At 45.0% G+C, this 20816-nt stretch carries 17 protein-coding genes; 1 reads left to right on the top strand and 16 read right to left on the bottom strand.

Annotation, left to right across the window (positions count from 1 at the left end):
- Positions 1 to 78: 78 nt before the first annotated feature.
- The 14 genes from A3KS_RS0109450 to A3KS_RS0109390 all read right to left on the bottom strand — a co-directional run bounded on the left by A3KS_RS0109450 (position 79) and on the right by A3KS_RS0109390 (position 15260).
- On the bottom strand, positions 79 to 951 hold the full coding sequence (locus A3KS_RS0109450; protein ID WP_051355777.1) for an ABC transporter permease: 873 nt from the start codon (positions 949 to 951) through the stop codon (positions 79 to 81).
- Positions 948 to 1934 carry an ABC transporter permease gene (locus tag A3KS_RS0109445; RefSeq protein ID WP_035355833.1) on the bottom strand — a complete coding sequence of 329 codons (987 nt, stop codon included), beginning with the start codon at positions 1932 to 1934 and terminating at the stop codon, positions 948 to 950. Before A3KS_RS0109445 ends, A3KS_RS0109450 begins: the two co-directional genes overlap by 4 nt.
- 2 nt (positions 1935 to 1936) lie before the next feature.
- On the bottom strand, positions 1937 to 3535 hold the full coding sequence (locus A3KS_RS0109440; protein WP_026394726.1) for an ABC transporter substrate-binding protein: 1599 nt from the start codon (positions 3533 to 3535) through the stop codon (positions 1937 to 1939).
- 511 nt (positions 3536 to 4046) lie between these two features.
- Positions 4047 to 4589 (bottom strand): HD domain-containing protein, encoded by a 543-nt coding sequence (locus A3KS_RS0109435; RefSeq protein WP_026394725.1) that lies wholly within the window; start codon positions 4587 to 4589, stop codon positions 4047 to 4049.
- Positions 4590 to 4622: 33 nt separating this feature from the next.
- Complete coding sequence (locus A3KS_RS0109430; RefSeq protein WP_026394724.1) at positions 4623 to 5171, bottom strand: NUDIX hydrolase; 549 nt, start codon at positions 5169 to 5171, stop codon at positions 4623 to 4625.
- 57 nt (positions 5172 to 5228) lie between these two features.
- The gene (locus A3KS_RS0109425) at positions 5229 to 6719 is read right to left on the bottom strand and encodes a DEAD/DEAH box helicase (RefSeq protein ID WP_026394723.1); all 1491 of its coding nucleotides are present in this window, start codon (positions 6717 to 6719) and stop codon (positions 5229 to 5231) included.
- 271 nt (positions 6720 to 6990) lie between these two features.
- On the bottom strand, positions 6991 to 7440 hold the full coding sequence (locus A3KS_RS0109420; protein WP_035355831.1) for an Hsp20 family protein: 450 nt from the start codon (positions 7438 to 7440) through the stop codon (positions 6991 to 6993).
- Positions 7441 to 7707: 267 nt separating this feature from the next.
- Complete coding sequence (locus tag A3KS_RS20690) at positions 7708 to 8898, bottom strand: MFS transporter (RefSeq protein ID WP_051355776.1); 1191 nt, start codon at positions 8896 to 8898, stop codon at positions 7708 to 7710.
- 175 nt (positions 8899 to 9073) lie between these two features.
- Positions 9074 to 10153 (bottom strand): methyl-accepting chemotaxis protein, encoded by a 1080-nt coding sequence (locus A3KS_RS20685; RefSeq protein ID WP_051355775.1) that lies wholly within the window; start codon positions 10151 to 10153, stop codon positions 9074 to 9076.
- Complete coding sequence (locus A3KS_RS22550) at positions 10154 to 11383, bottom strand: hypothetical protein (protein ID WP_051355774.1); 1230 nt, start codon at positions 11381 to 11383, stop codon at positions 10154 to 10156.
- Between the two features lie 210 nt (positions 11384 to 11593).
- The gene (locus A3KS_RS0109405) at positions 11594 to 12223 is read right to left on the bottom strand and encodes a corrinoid protein (RefSeq protein WP_026394721.1); all 630 of its coding nucleotides are present in this window, start codon (positions 12221 to 12223) and stop codon (positions 11594 to 11596) included.
- Positions 12224 to 12280: 57 nt separating this feature from the next.
- Complete coding sequence (locus A3KS_RS0109400; protein WP_026394720.1) at positions 12281 to 13078, bottom strand: methyltetrahydrofolate cobalamin methyltransferase; 798 nt, start codon at positions 13076 to 13078, stop codon at positions 12281 to 12283.
- Between the two features lie 45 nt (positions 13079 to 13123).
- Positions 13124 to 14230: a uroporphyrinogen decarboxylase family protein gene (locus A3KS_RS0109395; protein ID WP_026394719.1), complete on the bottom strand. Its 1107-nt coding sequence runs from the start codon at positions 14228 to 14230 to the stop codon at positions 13124 to 13126.
- Between the two features lie 49 nt (positions 14231 to 14279).
- Entirely contained in the window at positions 14280 to 15260 is a 981-nt protein-coding gene (locus tag A3KS_RS0109390; protein WP_026394718.1) for a uroporphyrinogen decarboxylase family protein, read from the bottom strand.
- Positions 15261 to 15522: 262 nt separating this feature from the next.
- Between A3KS_RS0109390 and A3KS_RS0109385 the strand changes: the two genes are divergently transcribed.
- The gene (locus A3KS_RS0109385) at positions 15523 to 17073 is read left to right on the top strand and encodes a PucR family transcriptional regulator (protein WP_026394717.1); all 1551 of its coding nucleotides are present in this window, start codon (positions 15523 to 15525) and stop codon (positions 17071 to 17073) included.
- A 108-nt stretch (positions 17074 to 17181) separates the two neighbouring features.
- Here A3KS_RS0109385 and glmS read toward each other — a convergent pair whose 3' ends face one another.
- Both glmS and glmM read right to left on the bottom strand, forming a co-directional pair.
- Positions 17182 to 19005, bottom strand: coding sequence for a glutamine--fructose-6-phosphate transaminase (isomerizing) (gene glmS, locus A3KS_RS0109380; RefSeq protein WP_026394716.1), 1824 nt, complete (start codon positions 19003 to 19005; stop codon positions 17182 to 17184).
- Between the two features lie 335 nt (positions 19006 to 19340).
- Positions 19341 to 20711, bottom strand: a complete 1371-nt coding sequence (gene glmM / locus A3KS_RS20680) for a phosphoglucosamine mutase (RefSeq protein ID WP_051355773.1) — start codon at positions 20709 to 20711, stop codon at positions 19341 to 19343.
- Between the last annotated feature and the right edge of the window lie 105 nt (positions 20712 to 20816).

Raw genomic sequence — 20816 nt, 5'->3', positions numbered from 1 at the left:
TAGATATTGCGATTGCTCGCTCAAATTGCTATGCTGCAGATTTGAGATGTTATTTTTGATGTTCATTTTTTTCTCTCCTTATTCATGGGCACGATGGGGGTCTAGCAACATCCGCAGATTATCGCCGATCACATCGAAGGCTCTGACGATAATTAACAGTGATAAGCCGGGAAAAAACGCCAGCCACCACATCCCCGCGGCCAGATATCCCATCGATTCAGACAAGATCACGCCAATGGCTGGCAGGTGCGGCGATAATCCAAAGCCTAAAAAGGTAATTGAAGCCTCGTGCAAAATGGCGTGGGGAAAAATCAGAATCAGACCCACAAAAAACTGCGGTAGCAAATGCGGCAGAATATGTCTGCTGGCAATCCACCAGCGGCTTCTGCCCAGATGCCGTGAAACCAGCACGTATTGTGAGCTTCGCACCTGCATTACCTCGGCCCGGATCACCCGGGTGAGGCTGGGCCAATGGGTCAGTGCCACCCCAATGATCACACCTTTGGCGCCCCCGCCAAGCACTACCGCAATCAAAACAAGAGCCACCAGGTGGGGAACCCCCATAAATAAATCCACCAGCCAGGAAATGATGGCATCGACTTTTTCGCCCATGGTTGCGGCACACATTCCCAACACCAGGGCAATTACCACGCTGACGCTGGATGCCAGCAGCCCAATTTGGATACTGATGGCCAGGCCCTTGATGGTCCGGGTAAACATATCCCGACCCAACCAGTCCGTTCCAAACGGATGGGACCAGGATGGCGCCAGATTTTGTTGACTAAAATTAGTAGCAATACCAGCATTGCTCATTAACTGAGCTGCTAAAATTATCCCAATTAGCAAGGCTGAACAGAGACCGGTGATGATTAGGGTCTTTTGGCGACGATTCAGTTTAAAGTGAAGGCTGCCGCTGCCAATAGCGTTTTCTGGATCGGTTAACACATTCATACTGACGACCTGTCTTCCTTAATTCGGGGATCCACGACACTGCAGATAATATCCCCAATCAGATTCCCACTGAAAACAAAAATAGCACTGATTAAAACAATCCCCAGCAATAGTGGCACATCGCCTCGCAAGCCAGCCGAAACAGTGGCCTGACCCAGACCCGGATAAGAAAAAACCTGTTCAGCCAGCACCGATCCGCCAAATAATTCACTAAAGGATGCAAATTGCAGGGTCACTGCCGGCAAGGCAATGTTCCTCACACCATGCTGCCACACCAGGCCCAAACCAGATTCTCCATTGGCTCTGGCGAACAGGACATAGTCACTTTCCAGGACGTCCAACAATTTTTGGCGAGTATGCAGGGCAATATTGGCAACCCCCACAATACTGAGGGTTAAAGCCGGTAAAATCAGATGATAAAGCTTTTCAGAGATCGATACATGTTCTGACAGCACCCCCACTGGCACGCCCATTCCAATCGGAAACCAGCCTAACCAGACGGCAAAAATTATCAGCAGAATCAAACCCAGCCAGAAGGTCGGCGTCGCTGCCAGGGTCAGGCAATACCACTTGATGGCCCGATCAATCAGTTTCCCGCGATTCATCCCGGCAATGATGCCCATCAGAAAACCAAATATCCCGGACAAAACCCAGGCTACTCCCATCAGTGCCAGAGAGGCGGCAAAACGCTGACCGATCACTTCGATTACCGGCTCCCGGTAAATCATCGAGGTGCCAAAATCACCCTGGACGATGGCGCCGGCCCAGCTGAAGAATTGCTCAATGGGTGGCTTGTCAAGCCCCCAGTTTTCGGCAATCAATTCTCTCTGTTCCTCGGAAACCCGCATCATATCCGCGCCAATATAGGCCTGAACCGGATCGATAGGCGAGTTTTTCACCAGAATAAAAGAGACCAGACATAGGGCAATGAGTAATGAAATCATTCGCAGCGCTTTGCCTAATACATATTTTGCTGAGTTCATCGTTATTTCCGGTGCCATTCGGTGATGTTAGCGGTAATCGGCCAGCCGTGGCCATGGGGTTCAGTACGACTCTGGCCAATTTCCAAACGATCGTCAACCAGATAAATATGATCAATGTTAACCAACCAGGCCCAAGGTGCATCTCCAAGGGTGCTGAATCCGGTTTGTCCGTCCCACTGAGCTTTTTGCCACAGTTCATTGGCGACTGCCTCGTCGGTCGTTGCCAGGGCCTGATTCATGTAGGCATCCACCTTTTCATTTTTATAAAAGGTCGGATCATTGGTCTCAACACCAGCGTTACCGCTATAATAGATATTATACATTTCGATCGGATCATGGCTTCCCCAACCAAATAAGACCGCATTCGAAAACATCAGTTTATAAATTTCATCCCAGCTTTTTCCCTCAACATTTACTTTGATACCAATTGGTGAAATCATATCGACTACCGAAATTGCCAGGGATTGTCTGACCTTATCAGATGATGGATAGTTGAGGGTAAACTCGGCTTTAACCCCATCTTTCTCAACAACACCATCGCCATCACTGTCAACCCAGCCACCATCGGCCAGCATCTTTTTGGCACCGGCCACGTCGCCATCGGTTATCTCTGTCGCCGCATTCCCCCAGGGCAGACCATCACTGACGGAATACGCTTCCGAACCATAGCCAAGCAACACGCCGTCCACCAGCTTTTGTCGGTCAATGGCATAATTAATCGCCTTTCGGATGGCCAGATCTGATGTTACATCATTGCCAATCGGGTAGCCTTCGGATGTGGTGCTGCCTGATTTTAGATAGGGTAACGAGATGCCCCGGTTGTCAACACTATCAACCGATTTGATGGTCATCCCGGTCACTTCCTGACTGGTCAACGATGGTACAATCGATGCGATATCGACTTCGCCGGCCTTGGCTGCTGCATAGGTCGCTTCTTCACTGAGATACAAAAATGTCACCTTATTAAATGCGGGTTTGGTTCCATAGTAATAAGAATTGGCTTCGACAATCAACTGTTGACCTTTGTCCCATTGAACAAATTTAAAGGGACCAGAACCGACCGGATTCTGAGCATAGTCACTGCTGTAAGTGGCTTTCGGGACGATTCCCAGGGCGGCGGTTGTATAGAGAAAGGTTGATTGGGGCTTATTGAGCTTGAATTCGACCGTATAGTCATCAGTCGCTTTAGCGCTGGCCATTACTGCCAGATCGACAACCGACCCGCTTTTAGCTGCGGTTTCATAGGTGAAAACCACATCAGCAGCAGTTAACGGGGTACCATCCGAGAACTTCACATCCTGGCGAATCTGATAGGTCCAGGTTAGGCCATCTTCACTGATGGTATAATCGGTGGCCAGATCTTTTATGATCTTAAGATCATTGTCCCGGGTCAGCAAGGTACTCTGAAACAGCGGTGAGCCATAGCGACCCCAACCGGTGGTGGGATCAAAGCCATCGTCCGGTTCGCCACCAATGGCTAATACCAATTCGTCCTTGGCACGTTCAATTTTGCCCTGGGTTGCACCATTAACGGAACAACCTGCCAGCACTGATGTCAACATCAGTGCGACCAATCCTAAACACAATAATTTTCGCTTCATCTTTGCTCCTCTTTTCTTTCAATTGTTTCTTATCATGATTTATTTGTATATAAAAAAACCATGAACGGTTCATCCCTCAGGGGAATTGAAACCTTCATGGTTACATTTTTGTTGGTACTGTCACATCGTCTGTGATTTTTGGGGACTGCTTAACTTTGTATGTTCTTATTTACTTCGAGGGATTGCCATCTCTGTTACATCTCTGTCATTTTGTTGCAAGACGACCAGAAATGTGCTTATTACCTTTTGGCCACTAATTGATCATTGTTTGCCTGACGCAAAAAAGCCATGAATGTGCTTGCACAACATTCATGGCTTCCAGTGATTTCATATCACAGTTATATTTTCAATTGTTTAATTGGGTAACCTTGTTCGTATTAATGAACTGTTTAGAATTATACTTGTATATAGCAGTTTTGTCAAGCATGCTAATTCCTTACACAATCCAAGGAATTAGCGTTGATCACTTTCTCTTTTTCAAGTTGTTTAATTAGCAACAGGATTCCTCCCCTTAGTTAAAGATCTCCTGAATCAAGGCCTTCAGTTCAGCATACATCGCTAAACCTTCCAGAGGTGTCAATGCATCCAGCACGCCCTGGTAATACCAGGCCTGCTTTTCCTTGCCTCTGACAAAAATATCCCAGACGTCTTCGCCGATTCTGGCATAATCAGCTTTAACACTTCTGAGGTTGGCTAGTTTATCAGCACAGGCCAGCATCTGCATGTCCCGGGTTGCTTCATTCTTGAGAAAATCGATGGTGTGCTGTTTGCGCGCTTCCCAGGGTAACCGTTTGTTTTCCGAGTCGGAGGCCACCAGATCGGCCACCGCTTCACCAAATTCCCGGCGGATGGTGTCCAGGCTGGTATTGGTATCTTCCACCGTATCGTGAAGCAGTCCGGCTATGATCAAGGCTTCGTTTTCTTCCGGATCCACCGCCTCACCCAGAATTTTGGCGACCTCAAAGGGGTGCGTAATATAGGGTACCTGAGAGCCCTTACGAAAATGACCTTCGTGGGCTTTGGCAGAAAATTCAATGGCTTTCGAAATTGACATAGTCCCTCCTTGATTTTAACGCTCATAAAATACTCAACGCTTATTTAAAATTTTATTATAAACTATCTGCATATGGGGTTCACTGACATAGTTGGCCAATTCGGGGATGGCAATCCACCGGACACCACTGTTTTCGTCGGGCTTAATCATCAGCGGTTCGTCCTCGGAAGCCGAAAGTAAATAGGCTACTGATAAATGCAAATGGGCCGAAACCGGTTGATTGTTCTTGAAATGACCAAAAACCGGTAAGATGTCCAGTGAAATAATTTTATCCACTGCCGCTGTTACCCGTTTTAATCCGGTTTCTTCTTTGGCTTCCCGGATTGCTACCTGTAGCAGATCCGCTTCACCATCGGCGTGCCCCCCGGTCCAGGACCAAGATTGATAAATGTTATGGTAGATCATTAACAGTTTATCCCGAGCCTCATTAAAAATCAAGGCTGAACTGGTCAGATGGGCAATTTTATTTTCCCGCAGCAAAACATCCGGATTATTATTAATGAATCGGATAAATGTCTGCTGATCGGCCTGTTCCTGAGCAGATCGGGGTTTAAACGCAGTGATAGCAGTTAAATAGTCCATAGACACCTCACTATAATCATCTCGTGTTAAACATTAATCTTAAACACTAAATTTTAATCAATAAAATCGACGAATCGGTTTTTTTCGGGCCATGGTAACTGGCTTATCTTCAGCCAGGCTTACCTTTCTCGGCCGTCCTTTAATATTCCGGGTTTGCAGCTCTTTTAACACCTGGGAGCCTTTGTTATTGAGGATTTCGACAAAGGTGGAGACGTCCAGAATCGTGATCACGCCGATATCCGCGGCGGTCATCCCCTCCAGATTACACAGCGTCCCGACAATATCCACCGGTCGCATTTTGGTCTTTTTGCCGGCATTGATATGGATCTTGGTGATCTCCCGGGTCAAGTCATGGGCTTTGTCCAACTTTTCTTCCGGTTTTTCCTGTAGTTTTTCGATAAAGGCCGCTTTTAGTGAATGGACCGTGGAAAGCGTGGGACATTCTTTTTCAATTATTTCTTTGTCGGTATAATTTTCAATATCCCGGAACAAGCGGCCTTCTTTGGCCGAAACCAGGGTAATGGCTTTACCAGTGGTGCCCCGACGGCCGGTCCGGCCGATGCGATGGACATAGGTTTCCTTTTCCCAGGGGACATCAAAATTAATGACCAGCGAAATCTCATGAACATCAATCCCCCGAGCCGCCACATCGGTGGCAATCAGATAGCGGAAGGCGCCCTTTTTAAAACGTTGCATGACCAGGGTGCGGTCATCCTGTTCCATGCCACCGTGAATCTTTTCACAGGCCTTATTATCCTTACCCAGCAGATTATAAATGGCATTGACCATTTCCTGGGTATTGCAAAAAATAATGCAGCTGTCAGGATTTTCCACTACCAGCACATCCTTTAACACATCCAGTTTGTCTTCATGGCCGGTTTTATAAACAAACTGTTCAATGGCATCCGTTCGTTTGGCCTCGGCTTCAATCTCGATGATCTGGGGATCGTTCATGTATTTTTTTGACAGCCGTTGAATCTCATTTTCCAGCGTCGCCGAAAACAACATCGTCACCCGATTTTTAGGCATCTCATTGATGATTTCCTCAACCTGATCGATAAAACCCATATTCAGCATCTCATCAGCTTCGTCAATGACCAGAAAACGGATCTCATCGGTAATAAAGGTGCCCCGTTCAATATGATCCATAACCCGGCCTGGGGTTCCCACCACCACATGGGTTTTCTGTTTCAGCTCTTTTTCCTGCCGGCGGATCGGTGATTTTCCATAAAGGGCTGACACCTTAACCCGCTTGAAGCGGCCAATGTTAAAAATATCTTCGTGGACCTGCAGCGCCAGCTCCCGGGTCGGGGTCAGCACCAGGGCCTGAGGTTTGTTCTCTTCCCAGTCCAGCAGCTCACAGATCGGAATCCCGAAGGCCGCCGTTTTACCGCTGCCGGTTTGAGCCTTGCAGAGAATATCTTTTTTCTCCAAAGCAATCGGAATCACGGCTTCCTGAACCTTGGTCGGGTTTTCAAAATTTAGTTTTTCGATGGCTTTTAGGAGCTCATCGCTTAATTGGTACTGGTTAAATTTTTTACTTATCACTTTTTTCTGCTTTCTTTTTGTATTATAAACTTATTTTAATCCATTTAAAAAGCTGTATCCACTGGGAATTCACAGAAGATACAGCTGGTTTATTACTTGACATTTTATTATAGTCTATATTTGCTAATTAAGCAAGGTTTATTGTGATACATAACAGTAAGTACTACTTTTTGTCTGGCCATTGTCGATTACTGCAAAAAACCTCATCAGCTTATCTGACGAGGTTTTTTGCTCATGAAACCGGAAGTTTTTAACTCCCACTAGATAACCTTTATTCAATTTCTATTAATTTTGACGGTTCCTGCTTCACTGCTTTTGGTACTGTAATAGTCAGAACCCCATCTGTCAGTTTGGCTTTGATATCATCTGAAGCTGCATCAGCGAGAAATACATTTCTGGTCATCGAAGAAAATTTTCTTTCGCGATGAATATAATTCTTTTCTTTTTCTTCCTTAACTTCTTCCTTCTTGACTGAAATCTGAAGTCTTCCTTCTTCAAGCGAAAGGTTGATATCCCCTTTAGCAACACCGGGCAGCTCGGCTTCGACAATGTATTCTTTCTCATTGTCTTGTAAATCGATCTTGAAGGTGTCACCTGCTAAACTTCTTCTCAAAGGCCATCCTTCTGCAAAAAAGTCGTCAAGCATATTTTGGAAATCATCAAAACCGGTATTCATCAAATCATTTCGTTTTCTGTTAAACGGAATCAGTGCTGTCACCATAACCACTCCTTTACAAATTAGATTTGTTAGCACTCACACTTGATGAGTGCTAACTTTGATTATTTTATACCACTTTTGAAAAAAGTTGTCAAGATCTTAACGTGTTCATTTTAAGATTTTTTTAAGCTATTTATCTCACTTGCTGTCATTCTTATACCGCCGTTTCGCTGTGTTGGGCTACAATTTTTATCTGATCCCGTGCTTTGGGTAATCGGGTATTGAGTATCTCTTCTAGTTCCTGAGGAACCTTGGTTTATTAAATCTTAATTAGGATTCTTCGGGTATCTCGGTTGTCGGGATACCACCTTTCAATGGATTAACAGCAAGATAAATAACAAATAGAACTGCTGTGACGCCTGCACCAACGGCAATCGGTATGGTTACAGCATCACCACTGATGCCTGCAATGAGACCAATCCAATAGGTTGATAAAAATCCAAAAAGATTCATACCGGCCATAAAGAAAGAGACCCCTAAAGCCATCTGGCTTGGCTTAACCGTCATTGAAATGAGCATCATGCTGGCCGGGATCAACGTTGACATCGCAAAGCCTTCAATAAACACACCCACTGACAGAAAAGCTATATTATTAGCAATGATCACCATTATCAGTCCAATGGTTGCCAAGGCATATCCCAGAGCCATAATAAAGCGCCCCGACAGCTTGAAAACTTTACCAAAAATACTTCCGGCTACCATTCCACCAATGGTCAGGAGCGCCAGGACAAGGCCAGCGGTCGCAGTCGTTCCCAAACCTCGATCAACAATCAGCGTTGACATGTTCACCAGCATCGGATAAATAGCTAAAGTGTAAAGACCATATGCCAGTACAATGATAAACAGCTTTACGGGTAGTTTTTCCTTGTTGACCATTTGACTATTGTTCATAACCGGTGCTTTGGGCGGCTCCGGTAAAAAGAAAATAACCAGTACCAAAGAAATGATCCCCAGGGCATGAGGTAGAAAACTGTAATTCCAACCAATGCTGGCAAAATAACCTCCCATAAATTGTAGAATCATCCCCCCAATATTACCAGAGAGCATGACCAGCCCGGTCATCGTCGCAACCTTATCACCTTCGAAGACACCCATAACCAACGCATTTCCTAACGGTGCCATAATTCCCAAACCGATCCCAAAGATCGCTCGCTCCAGCAAAATGACCGTGAAGTCATCAGCAAAATAGGGGGCAACGCCGCCCAGAATAAATAGGGTGATCCCGACAATGGCTAAGGTTCGGTAGCCGACCTTGCTTCCTGCAACCGATCCGGCAACCAGGGTGGCGGGAATAACTGTCAATGAGGGCAAAGTAGATACCAACAATAAGGTTGTAATCGGCAGATCTGAAAATTGAACGAAAATAGCATTCAGAGCGGGGGTTATCGTCCCAACCCCCATTCCCAAAAAGGCCATAGCCAAAATAGTCAAGGTAGAAATTGGTTTAACTGGCTGATTCATAATTTTCCTCCATATAAAATTGATTTTTGGTTAAATTTATAAATGGACTTTTGTCGCTACTGCTATTGTGATAATACCTCATTTATAACTTTTAACCGAAAGTTGTTTTATCTTTTGACAGAATCGTATTATTGCTGCTTTGATAAAATAGATCGCCGATCTAATTTTGTCTTGCTTACTTTCTGAGGGTAAACTGTTGGATGGTCTCTTTTAATAATTCCACCTGACCTGAAAGTTTTTCACTGACAGCGGCACTTTCTTCAGCAGATGCTGAGTTTTGCATAACAACTTCTGCAACCTGCTCGATGCCTGTATTAATCTGAACAATACCATTTGCCTGTTCGTTGGAAGACATGGCAATGTTACCCACCAGTCCGGTTATTTCTCCAACCCCTTTTACGATGTCATTTAAAGCGACTCCGGTTTCGTTAGCCATGCTGGTTCCACGTTGAACCTTACTGATTGACTCTTCAATTAATTGCGTTGTCTCTTTCGCCGCTTCGGCACTACGGGCGGCCAATGTTCTGACTTCTTCTGCCACCACAGCAAACCCCTTACCGTGTGCACCTGCTCTAGCAGCCTCAACGGCCGCATTTAAGGCCAAAATATTTGTTTGAAAAGCAATGTCATCAATAACCTTAATGATTTTCGAAATATCCCTCGATGATTGATTAATATCAGCCATGGAATTCTGCATTTCGACCATTTGCAGATTACCCGTATCAGCATTTTTTAGCACCACATCGGTTATTTCACGAGTCCTGTTAGCATTATAGGCATTCTCTTTTGTTTTCTCTGCAATTTCAGCAATCGAAGCCGTGAGTTCTTGTAATGAGCTAGCCTGTTCCGTTGCTCCCTGCGCTAAAGACTGACTGCCAATCGCGACCTGATTAGCTCCAGTATTGACCTCCAATGTCGCCGTATATATTTCAGTTAACATCGTATTCAATACTGCGATAATGACATTTAAAGAATCCGAAATTCTACCAAAATCGCCATGATAACCAACCAGATCATCGATAGCCAGGTTGCCATTGCCGATCTCACTTGTCTCTGTTGATATTTCGTCAATCACATGATTTATTTGATTGACCGTCTTATTAACAGATTGCTTCAATTCATTAAAAGCACCTTCATAGTCGCCAGTAATACCAGTCCTTAAATTTCCACAAGCAATGGCATCCATCACATTCGAAACTTCATCAATTGGTTTTTCGATTTCTTTCAAAATATTATTGATCCCAGAAATAACCACTTACCAGGAACCTTTGAACTTGGTTTCATCTGCCCGTACTGCCAGGTCTCCTTTAATGATCGCATTGGACAAGGAGCTGGCATCTGCAATCAACATGTCAATTGAATCTTTAACAACGCCAAGATTTTGATTGATCTTCACGAAGGATTCTCTAATTTTTGTAGTGTATTCATTCCCATCTTCGACGTTCAGGTCAAATTCCAAGTTTCCATCTGATAATTTCACTAAATTCTGCTGTAATCTCATCACCTCAGTTTCAGTATAATTATTTACACTCACACTTGGTGTTAAATCCATCGTTATCTCAATAATGCCAATGTTCTCATTCCGGCTATTTTTTATAAAGCGGGAATTTTTTTGATTGTAACATCCCATAAACTCAAAATCGAAGGTTGTCAGGCCTTTCGTAATCAGTTGGAAAATACTGCATCTTTCGGGACACTCTTTTGAGTTACAATCCGCTATTCCAAATTCACAGCACTTCTGATAATATGCAGTCTCCCGATTCTCAATTAATCCTGCTTTCTGCAGCAACTCTTCCAGGACTTTATTGAAAAATAACCATTGCCCATTTAAATTAAGAATGTGTAGCGGATAAGGAATTGCATCCATAGCTTGCTCATACAACATACTTTTCTCAACCTGAAAATTGATTGTTTTATTAATAGAGGCAAGTATTGTCGAATAAAATCCTGGCAGTTCAGAAGAAATTGCTTCTAAATCGACCGAGTTTTTTTCAGTTAATAATTCTGTCTCTTCTTCCAGAATTGACAGTGATCGTGCAATTGATTGGAGACTCTTTCCTAAAACATCATTGTTTGACAATGGCCGTATTTCTTTGGAAAGTTGACCTTCAGCTAATTGCTTCCCAGCATTTGCGTATTCTTTCAGACTATTTGTCAGTGTTAAAACAGCCTGCCATAATTCATCTCGATGGTGATCAAAGCCATTAACTTCGATGTTGGTATCACCTTCTGAAAGTCGTTTAAGTATGTCGACCAGGACAGATGATCGCTTTTTTATTTTTGCTTTCAGCATCATACTCGAGCCCAAATTCAAACAAAGCCCTAATCCGAGCACCATCAGGATGGGAATTGGCCGGTTATCTTTAAAAATTTCAGTAAAATCATATTGAAATAAAATGATTAAGGTTAAGCACAGGATCAAAACATTGATCAAAAAAGTCTGAAAAACAAATTGAAGTAACCATTTTCTTTTTTCGTTGTGCATGATTTTCTCCTCACCAACGTCGAATACTAAGGAAGTTATGACATTCCATCTGAATTGAAGGCGATCGTTTTTTTTGCAAACGTTGTCATTTGCAAGAGATGGCAGTTTTTTCAAACCGCCATCTCTTAAATAGTCAACCTGAGCTGCAAGTGAAGACTAACTATTTTCTACCTTTATTCATTTGCCTGCAAGACTGCCATCGGTGTCCTCTTAGGCCCCGATCAGTTCCTTGGCTTTAGCCGCCGAGCTGCCGGCATCTGGTGCATAGCCATCGGCGCCAATTTCATCAGCATATTCCTGGGTAACCGGAGCGCCACCAACAATCACTTTCATATCTGGATAAGCCGCTTTAATGGTTTGAACCGCTTCTTTTAAGGCTGGCATAGTGGTAGTCAACAGACCCGAACAGGCTACCAGAACAACATTGTTGTTTTCCTTAATGGCTTCCACAAATTTTTCAGCTGGCACGTCAACCCCCAGGTCAACCATGTCAAAGCCTGAACTCTCAAGCATCATGATAACCAGGTTTTTGCCGATATCGTGAAGGTCGCCGGCGACGGTTCCCATAATACAGGTGCCCAATGAATTTGACACATCACCAGCCATAATTGGTTTTAATACTTCCACTCCTTTAGCCATCGCTTTGGCAGCGATTAACATTTCCGGTACAAAAATTTCACCGGATGAGAATTTATCCCCCACCACACCCATGGATGCGATCATTGCATCGAGTATATCCTGGGCTTTATCGCCGGCATCCAGAGCTTCATGAACCGCTGCAGCAACCTTCTTTGATTTACCAGTTTCCACCAATACTTTTACTTCTTCAATTTTTGACATTTTTTTCTCCTTGAATTTTATTTATTTTCCTCAATCTGTGTGCATCGGAGGATTTAACTATTTAACAAAAATACCTTCCCGGAAAGCACTGATGTATTCCATACAGTATTCATCTTCGCCCATCATCGCTTCGGTGGCAAAGAGCATTCCCATCATATCCTTATTCAGCGGATCGAGGATAAAACTGTCCATCCCAGCGCTCATGGCTAAAACGGCAAAAGCCTGGTTGGCAATCCGGCGGGCGGGCAGGTTGAAGGAAATGTTGCTGACGGCGCCGGTGACATGAATGGTGGGATATTGTTTTTTGATTTCCCGGATCACTTCGGTCACCATGGTGATGCCGTCTTCGGAGGTACACAGCATTTCAATCAAGGGATCAATATGCATGCGGGAGGGATCGATCTTGTATTCTTTACATTTTGCCATTAGATCAGTAAACACGTCCAATCGGTCTTTAGCGGTTTTCGGGATGCCCTTGTCGCTGTTTAATAAAGCCACACATTCCCATTTGGTCTCGGCCAGAACTTTGAAGGCCACATCGACCTTATCACCTTCCAGCGACACTGAATTAAATAGTCCCGGTTTATTGCAGTATTTCATCGATTCAATACAGGTATAAACATTGGGACTGTCCACCGCAATCGGTATATCGGTAGCTTCCTGAACAATGTCGATCAGCCATTTCATCGTTTCCAGTTCGATGTCGTCGTCCACTGAGGCACAGACATCGATAAAATCAGCTCCGGCTTCGGCCTGTTTGATGGCCAGGTTCCGGATAAATTCGGCATCCTTCTCAGCAATCGCCTTCCCGGTTGAGGGAATGGCACCGTTAATTTTTTCGCCAATAATAATCATTGTTTCTCCCTTTTTTCTAAAAATCAATTCTTGGTCTGTGACCTATTAATCCTGGTAATTTTCGTATGCCTTGCGACTGTATTCATAGATGGCGGCAGTATAAACTGGCCCGGCCCCCATGTCACACAGAGCTACGCGACAATCTTTGTAGGTTTCAACAAAGTCTTTTGCCAGTTTCCGTATTTCTTCTTCTGAATCTGTTGGCGGCGGTAAAATCGTCAAACCAAAAATGATCCGAGTGTCCTTGTATGTATGGGCAAGTTCTTCATAATTGTTCATAATCTGCGGGCACCACAGGTCAACCCCCGCCTCAATCATCGCCGGGACAAGTTTTTCGCCCTTGCCACAGCTGTGAAGCTCAAACAAAATTCCCCGTTCATGACAGGCGTCGGTGACTCGTTTCAGATACGGGACAATCATTTCCCGACAGGTATCCAAGGAAAAGAAAGGATTCATTTGGGTTCCCCAGTCATCATGGATCAGGAAGCTGTCAATGTTAAAGTGCTGATGCAAGCGGTCAACGTAATCGACATATAGATCTGCCAGACGATCAAACAAACGATGAACACCATTCTGCTGATCCTCATCAATCATGGCCATTGCCGCCTTGTCGACATCCATCAATGACATCAGCCGTTCCCAAAAGCCGGAAAGCATGCCAGCCTGAAGCATTTTTTCGGTTTTTATGTACTCTTTATTGGCCGCAATACCGGCCTCCCAGTCAAGGTCATCAAGATTGGGAAAAGGAACCTGTTCTTCCCAACAGTTAATGTCGGTAACGGCCGGGTTGCCCGGGTGAACAGAAGCACCACCAGCGATTTCAACCCATTCCCAATCAAGGTCAAACCAGCCTTTTTGGACATCACTGTCGTAGCTCATCTGCGCTTCCTGATCAAAAACCAGGTGGGTGGCGGCATTATCAGGATGCATTCGCGGTCGAAAAATCAGTACATCACAATTAAACCAGCCCGCTTCGGGAATCCAGTAGGGCTTCTTCCCCTCATACAGGAGCCGCCAGTTTTCTTTTGGCGTAATCGGTTTATTCCACTTGGCGTGGGGGGGCAGCGGTGGCAAACCGACCATAAAATGGGTCGGATAATCGGGATAATTTCCGACTGCTTTCATTTCTTCGGGATCAAATTTTTTTCTCATTTAGTTCTCACTTTCTTATTCTTGCAATTTCGCCAGCAGACCGCCTTTTTTAAAACATTTCTCTGCTAAGCTGATCAATGACTTCATCGGTGGTTTCATAAACACCGGGGAAGGAACTCATATGCATGCCCTGGGTCAGATTGGGAATAAAAGCCAGCTTACCGCATTGTTCACAGACTTTTTTTGTTTCCTGATAGATTTCCTCTTTAGTCCAGCCCGGCCGATCGACAACACCGCTGTGAATGCCACCCATAAACGTAATGTCCTGACCATATTTCTGGATCAGTTCGGGTAGATTGTTGGTGTTCATGGCCCCCTGCCAGATATCAATGCCCATCTCAATCATGTATGGTACCAGCGTAGCGGCATAGCTGTCACTGTGATGAACAATCAGCTCAACCCCATTATCTTTATAAAAGCCATAAATCTTTTTGTATGCTGGCAAAAGAAATTCTTCAAACATGGATGGAGCGATGAAGGTTGATATCTGGCTGCCCCAATCGTCATGATGGAAAAGCGCATCGGGATGAATGTGGGCGATCAGTTCTTTGGCGTAGGCCAATTCATAATCGGTAATGTAATCAATCAGCTCATGCATGGCTTCAGGTTCTTCATAAAGGGCCATCAGCGCTTCCTCCATCGTCATCAGATGGTGGGTCAGCTCAAAGACACCCGGGGCGAAAAAAGCGGCAACAAATTTTTCTGTCCGGTCGACAGCCTTGGCATGCTCGACAGCTGCCGCCCAACGATCCTCAGGGTAAATAACCGAAGGTGCGGTGACGTATTTTTTCCAGTCGGTTATTTCTTTTAAAACCAGATGTTCCTGATCATGAACTGGAAAAGCGCCAAGCTGTCCTTCTGGCCAGCTGAATGTTATCCCCCACCCGTTTTTGGCTGTTGTTCCCGGCGGTGCCATCGCCAACTCCACAGGTGCTTCCATAATAAATTCCATAAACTCGAACTGTTTGACAAAACGTTCCGGTTTTCCGCCTTTAATAGTCTCCACTAAATTCTGCCTTGCTGTTAACATCAATCAGACCTCCTTAATCAATTTTCTCTTAAATTTACGTATTTTTATGATTTAATCATTTACATACTTTCATTCTAACGGCATTTTTGCGATTCGTAAATACAGCATATCAGCAGATTGTGACTACTCGATATCCTACATAGTGTAGGGTATACCTTAAGTTTGAAAACGTATCCTTGCAAATAAAAAGCAGATAATATAGAATTAAGAAGATCATCAGTGTTTATCAATCTGTAAAATAACCGATACTTGGAGGCAAACAATGCGGCTTTCCCAGGAGATAATTTATTATTGGCTCGTAAAAAAAACGGCGGTACGATTTGAAAAAAAAAATGAAAATAAGACCGGATTTAAACGTCCGGTCTTTTACGAAAATGGTCTTACGATGGATGATACAATTGTGATCATCGACGGTAAAGGATTGAAGGAGCTGATGGAAAGGCACGACTATGGCTCCGATACCCTCTTTATCTGCACTGAAAAAGTCAATCGTTCGCTGAAGATGCTTGATGGAACGGTCCTGCTTGTCGAATCCAAGCTTTCAACGGTTTCGCTTTTTAACTATCTTCAGGAGATCTTTAATCGCTTTGATCAGTGGGACGAACAGCTCAACCAGATCTTTTATGAAAATGGTAGCTTTCAGGATCTGGTCGACTCCTGCGAACCGATCTTGTCTCAGCAGATTCTGCTGATCGACAAAGGCTTCCACTACCCTGCCCATTCCAAATTTCTTAGGCCAATTGGGGGCACTGTTTTTATGGACGAATTTAACAATTCGCTGCCCGATATCGTCAATGATTTCATCTCCGACTCGAGCTTTCAGGCCTTATATGAGTGTCCCGATGTTTTTGATTACTCAGTGATCTTGTCGACCGGTCTGGAAGAAATGATCTGTAAAAATGTCTTTGACCAGGGCGATTATGTCGGCCGTTTCATTATCCAACTGACCGATGCCTGCCAGGAATATGAAAAAGCCTATATTCGCCATGTTTTAGCACACTTATTTGTGACAGCTGACAAGCTTTATCAGAAATATCAGTCTTTCGATTTAAAAGAAGTGGCCCTCAACAGTCTTCGGGAACCCCTGATTCAGGCGCTTAATAATGTACAGGGTTCGGATGATCAATGGCACAAAGCCGCCTTTGAAAACCACTGGCAGGTCAATGACCGTTTGCAACTGGTCCAGTTTCGTTCCAACACCCGCTATGCCAAAAATGTCTATACCGACTATCTCAGTTCCCAAATTGAGAGCCAGTGGCAGGCTTGTGTCTGTCTGAACAGCAATGACCGCTTTCTGATGCTCGTAAATCTGGATCAGTTCAAGTCTGAAGCTGACCGTGATTTTTATCGGCAACTGCCTTTATTTCTCCGCGAAAGCCTGCTGGTGGCCGGGTTAAGCCGGGTTTTTCATGCTCTCGCCGACCTGCCGGCTGCCTATCAGCAGACGGATATTGCGCTGGATTATGGTGGCCGCAGTCAGCCGATGTTCTGGATCCACCATTTTAATGATCATGCCTTTACTTATCTGCTTAAAAACGGACCTGGTGCTTTTTCGCTCCATCAGATTTGCAGTGAAAAGCTCTTACGACTCAGACAAAACGACGCCGCAAAGCACACCGACTATTACAACACCCTGCGCATCTTTTTTGACTGCCGCCTCAATGCGGCGGCCGCCGCCAAGGCTCTTTATATTCATCGCAGTTCCTTTCTTAACCGGCTGGAAAGAATGGCCCAACTGTTTAAGATTGATTTTGATTCCAATGAGGAATTGCTTTATTTGGGTTTGTCGATGCTGATAATTGAACGAAATTAGCGGGCTCTGTTGTCAAAACAATTCCATAAAAAAACAGATCGGATGACTACTCAATCCGATCTGCCGGTATTATTCGCTATTCAAATTATTTTTATTTTTAACGCCCGTTTACTCAACCGTCACACTCTTTGCCAAATTTTTCGGCTTATCGACATCACAACCGCGGGCCACGGCCAGATAATAGGCCAATAGCTGCAGATACACAATGGTGGGTATCGCAGTGATATCATCGTCCATCTCGGGAATCACCCACACCTCATCGACCTCTGAGGCAATATCGGCGTGACCGGCCTGGACAATCGCCAGAACGTAAGCGCCGCGGGCCTTCACTTCTTTGATATTACTGAGCATTTTTTCGAATACATTTTCCTGGGTACAGACGGCCACAACAATGGTGCCATCCTCGATCAGGGCGATGGGACCGTGCTTCAGTTCCCCGGCCGCATAGGCCTCGGAATGAATATAGGAGATCTCCTTGAGTTTAAGTGATCCCTCCATGCTGGTATATAAGTCCACCCCTCGTCCCATGTAAAAGAGATCATCGATTTCGTAATTCCGATCAGCAAATGCTTTAATCACGTCCTGGGTATCCAGCGCCTTTTCGATGAGTCCCGGGGTCATCATCAGACCATGACAAATCCGGGCGGCATCTTCTTTCTTCATTTTTCCGTTGAGATTTCCCAAAAATGAGGCCAACAGCATCATACAACCAACCTGGGTAACATAAGCCTTGGTCGATGCCACGGCGATTTCCGGTCCGGCATTGGTGTAAATAACGTCATCCGCTTCCCGGGCGATGGAACTGCCGACCACATTGGTCACCGCCAAAACCCAGGCGCCCCGTTCTTTAGCCAAACGGATCGCCGCCAGAGTATCGGCGGTTTCGCCGGATTGGCTGATGACAATCAGCAGCGTATTTTCATCCACAATCGGATTTTTATAACGATACTCCGAAGCTGCTTCAGTTTCCACGCTGATCCGGGCAAATTTTTCAAAATAGTATTTGCCTACCATCCCGGCATGATAAGCCGTTCCACAGGCTACAATCTGAATCCGGTTGATGTTTTTCATCATCTCAGCATCAAGCTTCAGACCGGTAAAGGAAGCCCCATTGTCGCAGCAGCGGCCCATTAAGGCTTCCATCATCGCCTTGGGCTGTTCCACCATTTCTTTCATCATAAAATGATCATAACCGCCTTTTTCGGCATCCCCGGAATCCCAATCGACGACAAAGATCTCTTTTTCAATGATGTTACCAGCGCTGTCCATAACCTTAATATGGTCCGCCGTCAGCACCGCCATTTCACCGTTATCCAGCAGATAGACTTCCCGGGTATAATTTAAAATCGCCGGAATATCCGAAGCGATAAAATTCTCCCCGTCCCCGAGACCCACAATCAGCGGGCTATCTTTACGGACAGCCACAATTTTATCCGGTTCACTGGCACAAAGGATTGCCAGGGCATAGGAACCCTTCATCCGCTTCAGGGCAATTTGAACCGTTTCAACAAGATCACCAGTGTAAAGTTCATTCAGCAGATGGGCGATCACTTCGGTATCTGTATCAGAAATAAAGACATGCCCCAAAGCCTGCAGCTCATCTTTCAAGGTCATATAGTTTTCAATGATCCCGTTATGGACCACCGAGATCTCTTTATTGACACTGGAATGGGGATGGGCATTGGCATCAGAAGGAACCCCGTGGGTGGCCCAACGGGTATGACCAATGCCGACCTTACCTGATAGGGGCGTTTTTTCGAGCACCGCTTCCAGATTTTTAAGCCGACCTTTTTTCTTCTCCACCCGGATCACTTCATTCTCCAGGGTCGCAATTCCAGCCGAGTCATAGCCTCGGTACTCCAACCGCGAAAGACCGCTAATTAATACATCCTGAGCTTGTTTATCGCCGATATAACCTACAATTCCACACATTTTTTCACCTGTTTTTCTTTATTTATGCCATCTTTGTCCTGAAAATCACTCTTCAGTTTTACATAGCAGTTCTCCAGGGCATCCGCCGAATTTTCGATACTCCCTGACCTCGTCAACTCAATTATTGTGTGGACCATCACTTGAGTTCTGGCGCTTCTTTGCTGTCTTTGGTTTTGGTCCATGGTCTTTTTTTACCCAAATACATGCTGTAATAATCTAGCTAAACTGTTCTAGCTGGGTTATTTTATCATAAACGACCTTTGAACGCAAAAAAAAGAGGGTATGCCCCTCCTTTCTTAATATGTTATTAATGTTTTAATAATCATTTATACCGATTAAACCAACACGACCTGACTGACTGATGGCCCAGAACTGCTTAAACGATCTTCAATGAAAAGCGCCAGTTCTTTAGCAATACTGGTCAATTCATTTTGATCCTTGCCTTCAATCATCACCCGCACCAGCGGTTCGGTTCCAGACGGTCGAATCAGCACCCGTCCCTGGCCCTGAAAATGAGCCTCAACTTCCTGAATCTTCTTTTGAATCTGATCATCTTTCAGATAATCCTGTTTGCGACCATTCTCAACTTTGGCATTAACCAGAATCTGGGGGTATACTGTCATTAAATCGCCTAGGCTTTTTGAATCCCGGCCATCCAGTTTCAACAATTCCAGCAGCATCAAGGCTGTCAGCATGCCGTCTCCGGTGGTATTATGATCCAGTAGAATCAGATGACCGGATTGTTCACCGCCCAGATTATAATCGCCGGCAATCATCGCCTCTAAAACATAACGGTCGCCCACATCAGTTTTGATGGTTTGGCAGCCCGCTTCTTGCAAGGCAATATCCAGACCGATATTACTCATCACCGTCACCACAACGGTATTTTTTTTCAGCGTATTGCAGGCCTTCATTCGACTGCCAATGAGATTCATGATCTTGTCGCCGTCGATTATATTCCCGGCGCAATCTACGGCCAGGCAACGGTCAGCATCACCATCAAAGGCAATTCCGATATCAGCTTTTTCTGCCACCACCCGGTGCTGCAATGGCTGCAAATGGGTCGAGCCGCACCCGGCATTAATGTTCTTGCCATCGGGTTTATCGCCAATCACCACTACTTCGGCACCCAGGCTACGGAAGAACTCCGGTGCGATGGCATAAGCTGCTCCGTGAGCACAGTCCATCACCACCTTAAGTCCGCTAAAATCTCCTTTTACCGCCTGTTTGATGTGATCCAGATAAAATGCTTCCGGTTTTTCCAGTTGACTGATACTGCCGCCGTCTTTTAATACCACTTCCTGTTTTTCCAGAATAATGGTTTCAATTTCATTTTCCACCGCGTCTGGCAGCTTAAATCCCTGACCATTGAAAAATTTGATTCCATTAAATTCATAGGGATTATGGGAGGCTGAAATAACCACGCCAGCATCCGCTTTTAATGCTCTGGCAATCACAGCAATCGCTGGGGTTGGCAGAACTCCAACCAGAACCACCTGGCCGCCGACAGACACAATGCCTTTGGCCAGAGCCTGTTCCAATGCTTTTCCGGACGCCCGGGTATCCATACCAATCACAATTTTGGGTCGGTGGGCATTTCTTCCCAACACGCTGGCCCCAGCCTGTCCAAGACTATAGGCCATCTCCAATGTCAATTCTTTTTCATATACACCACGTACTCCGTCGGTACCAAATAATTTTCCCATCTATGTAAAACTCCTTAGTTTGTCTGCTTGTTTACCAAAAGATAACTCGCTGTTTCTGCAACCTGTTGTTCACGTCAACTTACTTCAAACATGACATTATCTTTA

This window comes from Acetobacterium malicum subsp. dehalogenans DSM 11527, from assembly GCF_000472665.1.
GTDB classification, from domain to species: Bacteria; Bacillota; Clostridia; order Eubacteriales; family Eubacteriaceae; genus Acetobacterium; species Acetobacterium malicum.
Note: the sequence above shows the minus strand (reverse complement) of the source record. Positions and strands in the feature narration are given on the sequence as shown.

Excerpts from the sequence above, each read along its gene's own strand:
- A3KS_RS0109450 (WP_051355777.1), bottom strand. The coding sequence starts at position 951 with ATGAATGTGTTAACCGATCCAGAAAACGCTATTGGCAGCGGCAGCCTT.
- A3KS_RS0109445 (WP_035355833.1), bottom strand. The coding sequence starts at position 1,934 with ATGAACTCAGCAAAATATGTATTAGGCAAAGCGCTGCGAATGATTTCA.
- A3KS_RS0109440 (WP_026394726.1), bottom strand. The coding sequence starts at position 3,535 with ATGAAGCGAAAATTATTGTGTTTAGGATTGGTCGCACTGATGTTGACA.
- A3KS_RS0109435 (WP_026394725.1), bottom strand. The coding sequence starts at position 4,589 with ATGTCAATTTCGAAAGCCATTGAATTTTCTGCCAAAGCCCACGAAGGT.
- A3KS_RS0109430 (WP_026394724.1), bottom strand. The coding sequence starts at position 5,171 with ATGGACTATTTAACTGCTATCACTGCGTTTAAACCCCGATCTGCTCAG.
- A3KS_RS0109420 (WP_035355831.1), bottom strand. The coding sequence starts at position 7,440 with ATGGTGACAGCACTGATTCCGTTTAACAGAAAACGAAATGATTTGATG.
- A3KS_RS20690 (WP_051355776.1), bottom strand. The coding sequence starts at position 8,898 with ATGAATCAGCCAGTTAAACCAATTTCTACCTTGACTATTTTGGCTATG.
- A3KS_RS22550 (WP_051355774.1), bottom strand. The coding sequence starts at position 11,383 with ATGCACAACGAAAAAAGAAAATGGTTACTTCAATTTGTTTTTCAGACT.
- A3KS_RS0109405 (WP_026394721.1), bottom strand. The coding sequence starts at position 12,223 with ATGTCAAAAATTGAAGAAGTAAAAGTATTGGTGGAAACTGGTAAATCA.
- A3KS_RS0109400 (WP_026394720.1), bottom strand. The coding sequence starts at position 13,078 with ATGATTATTATTGGCGAAAAAATTAACGGTGCCATTCCCTCAACCGGG.
- A3KS_RS0109395 (WP_026394719.1), bottom strand. The coding sequence starts at position 14,230 with ATGAGAAAAAAATTTGATCCCGAAGAAATGAAAGCAGTCGGAAATTAT.
- A3KS_RS0109390 (WP_026394718.1), bottom strand. The coding sequence starts at position 15,260 with ATGTTAACAGCAAGGCAGAATTTAGTGGAGACTATTAAAGGCGGAAAA.
- A3KS_RS0109385 (WP_026394717.1), top strand. The coding sequence starts at position 15,523 with ATGCGGCTTTCCCAGGAGATAATTTATTATTGGCTCGTAAAAAAAACG.
- glmS (WP_026394716.1), bottom strand. The coding sequence starts at position 19,005 with ATGTGTGGAATTGTAGGTTATATCGGCGATAAACAAGCTCAGGATGTA.
- glmM (WP_051355773.1), bottom strand. The coding sequence starts at position 20,711 with ATGGGAAAATTATTTGGTACCGACGGAGTACGTGGTGTATATGAAAAA.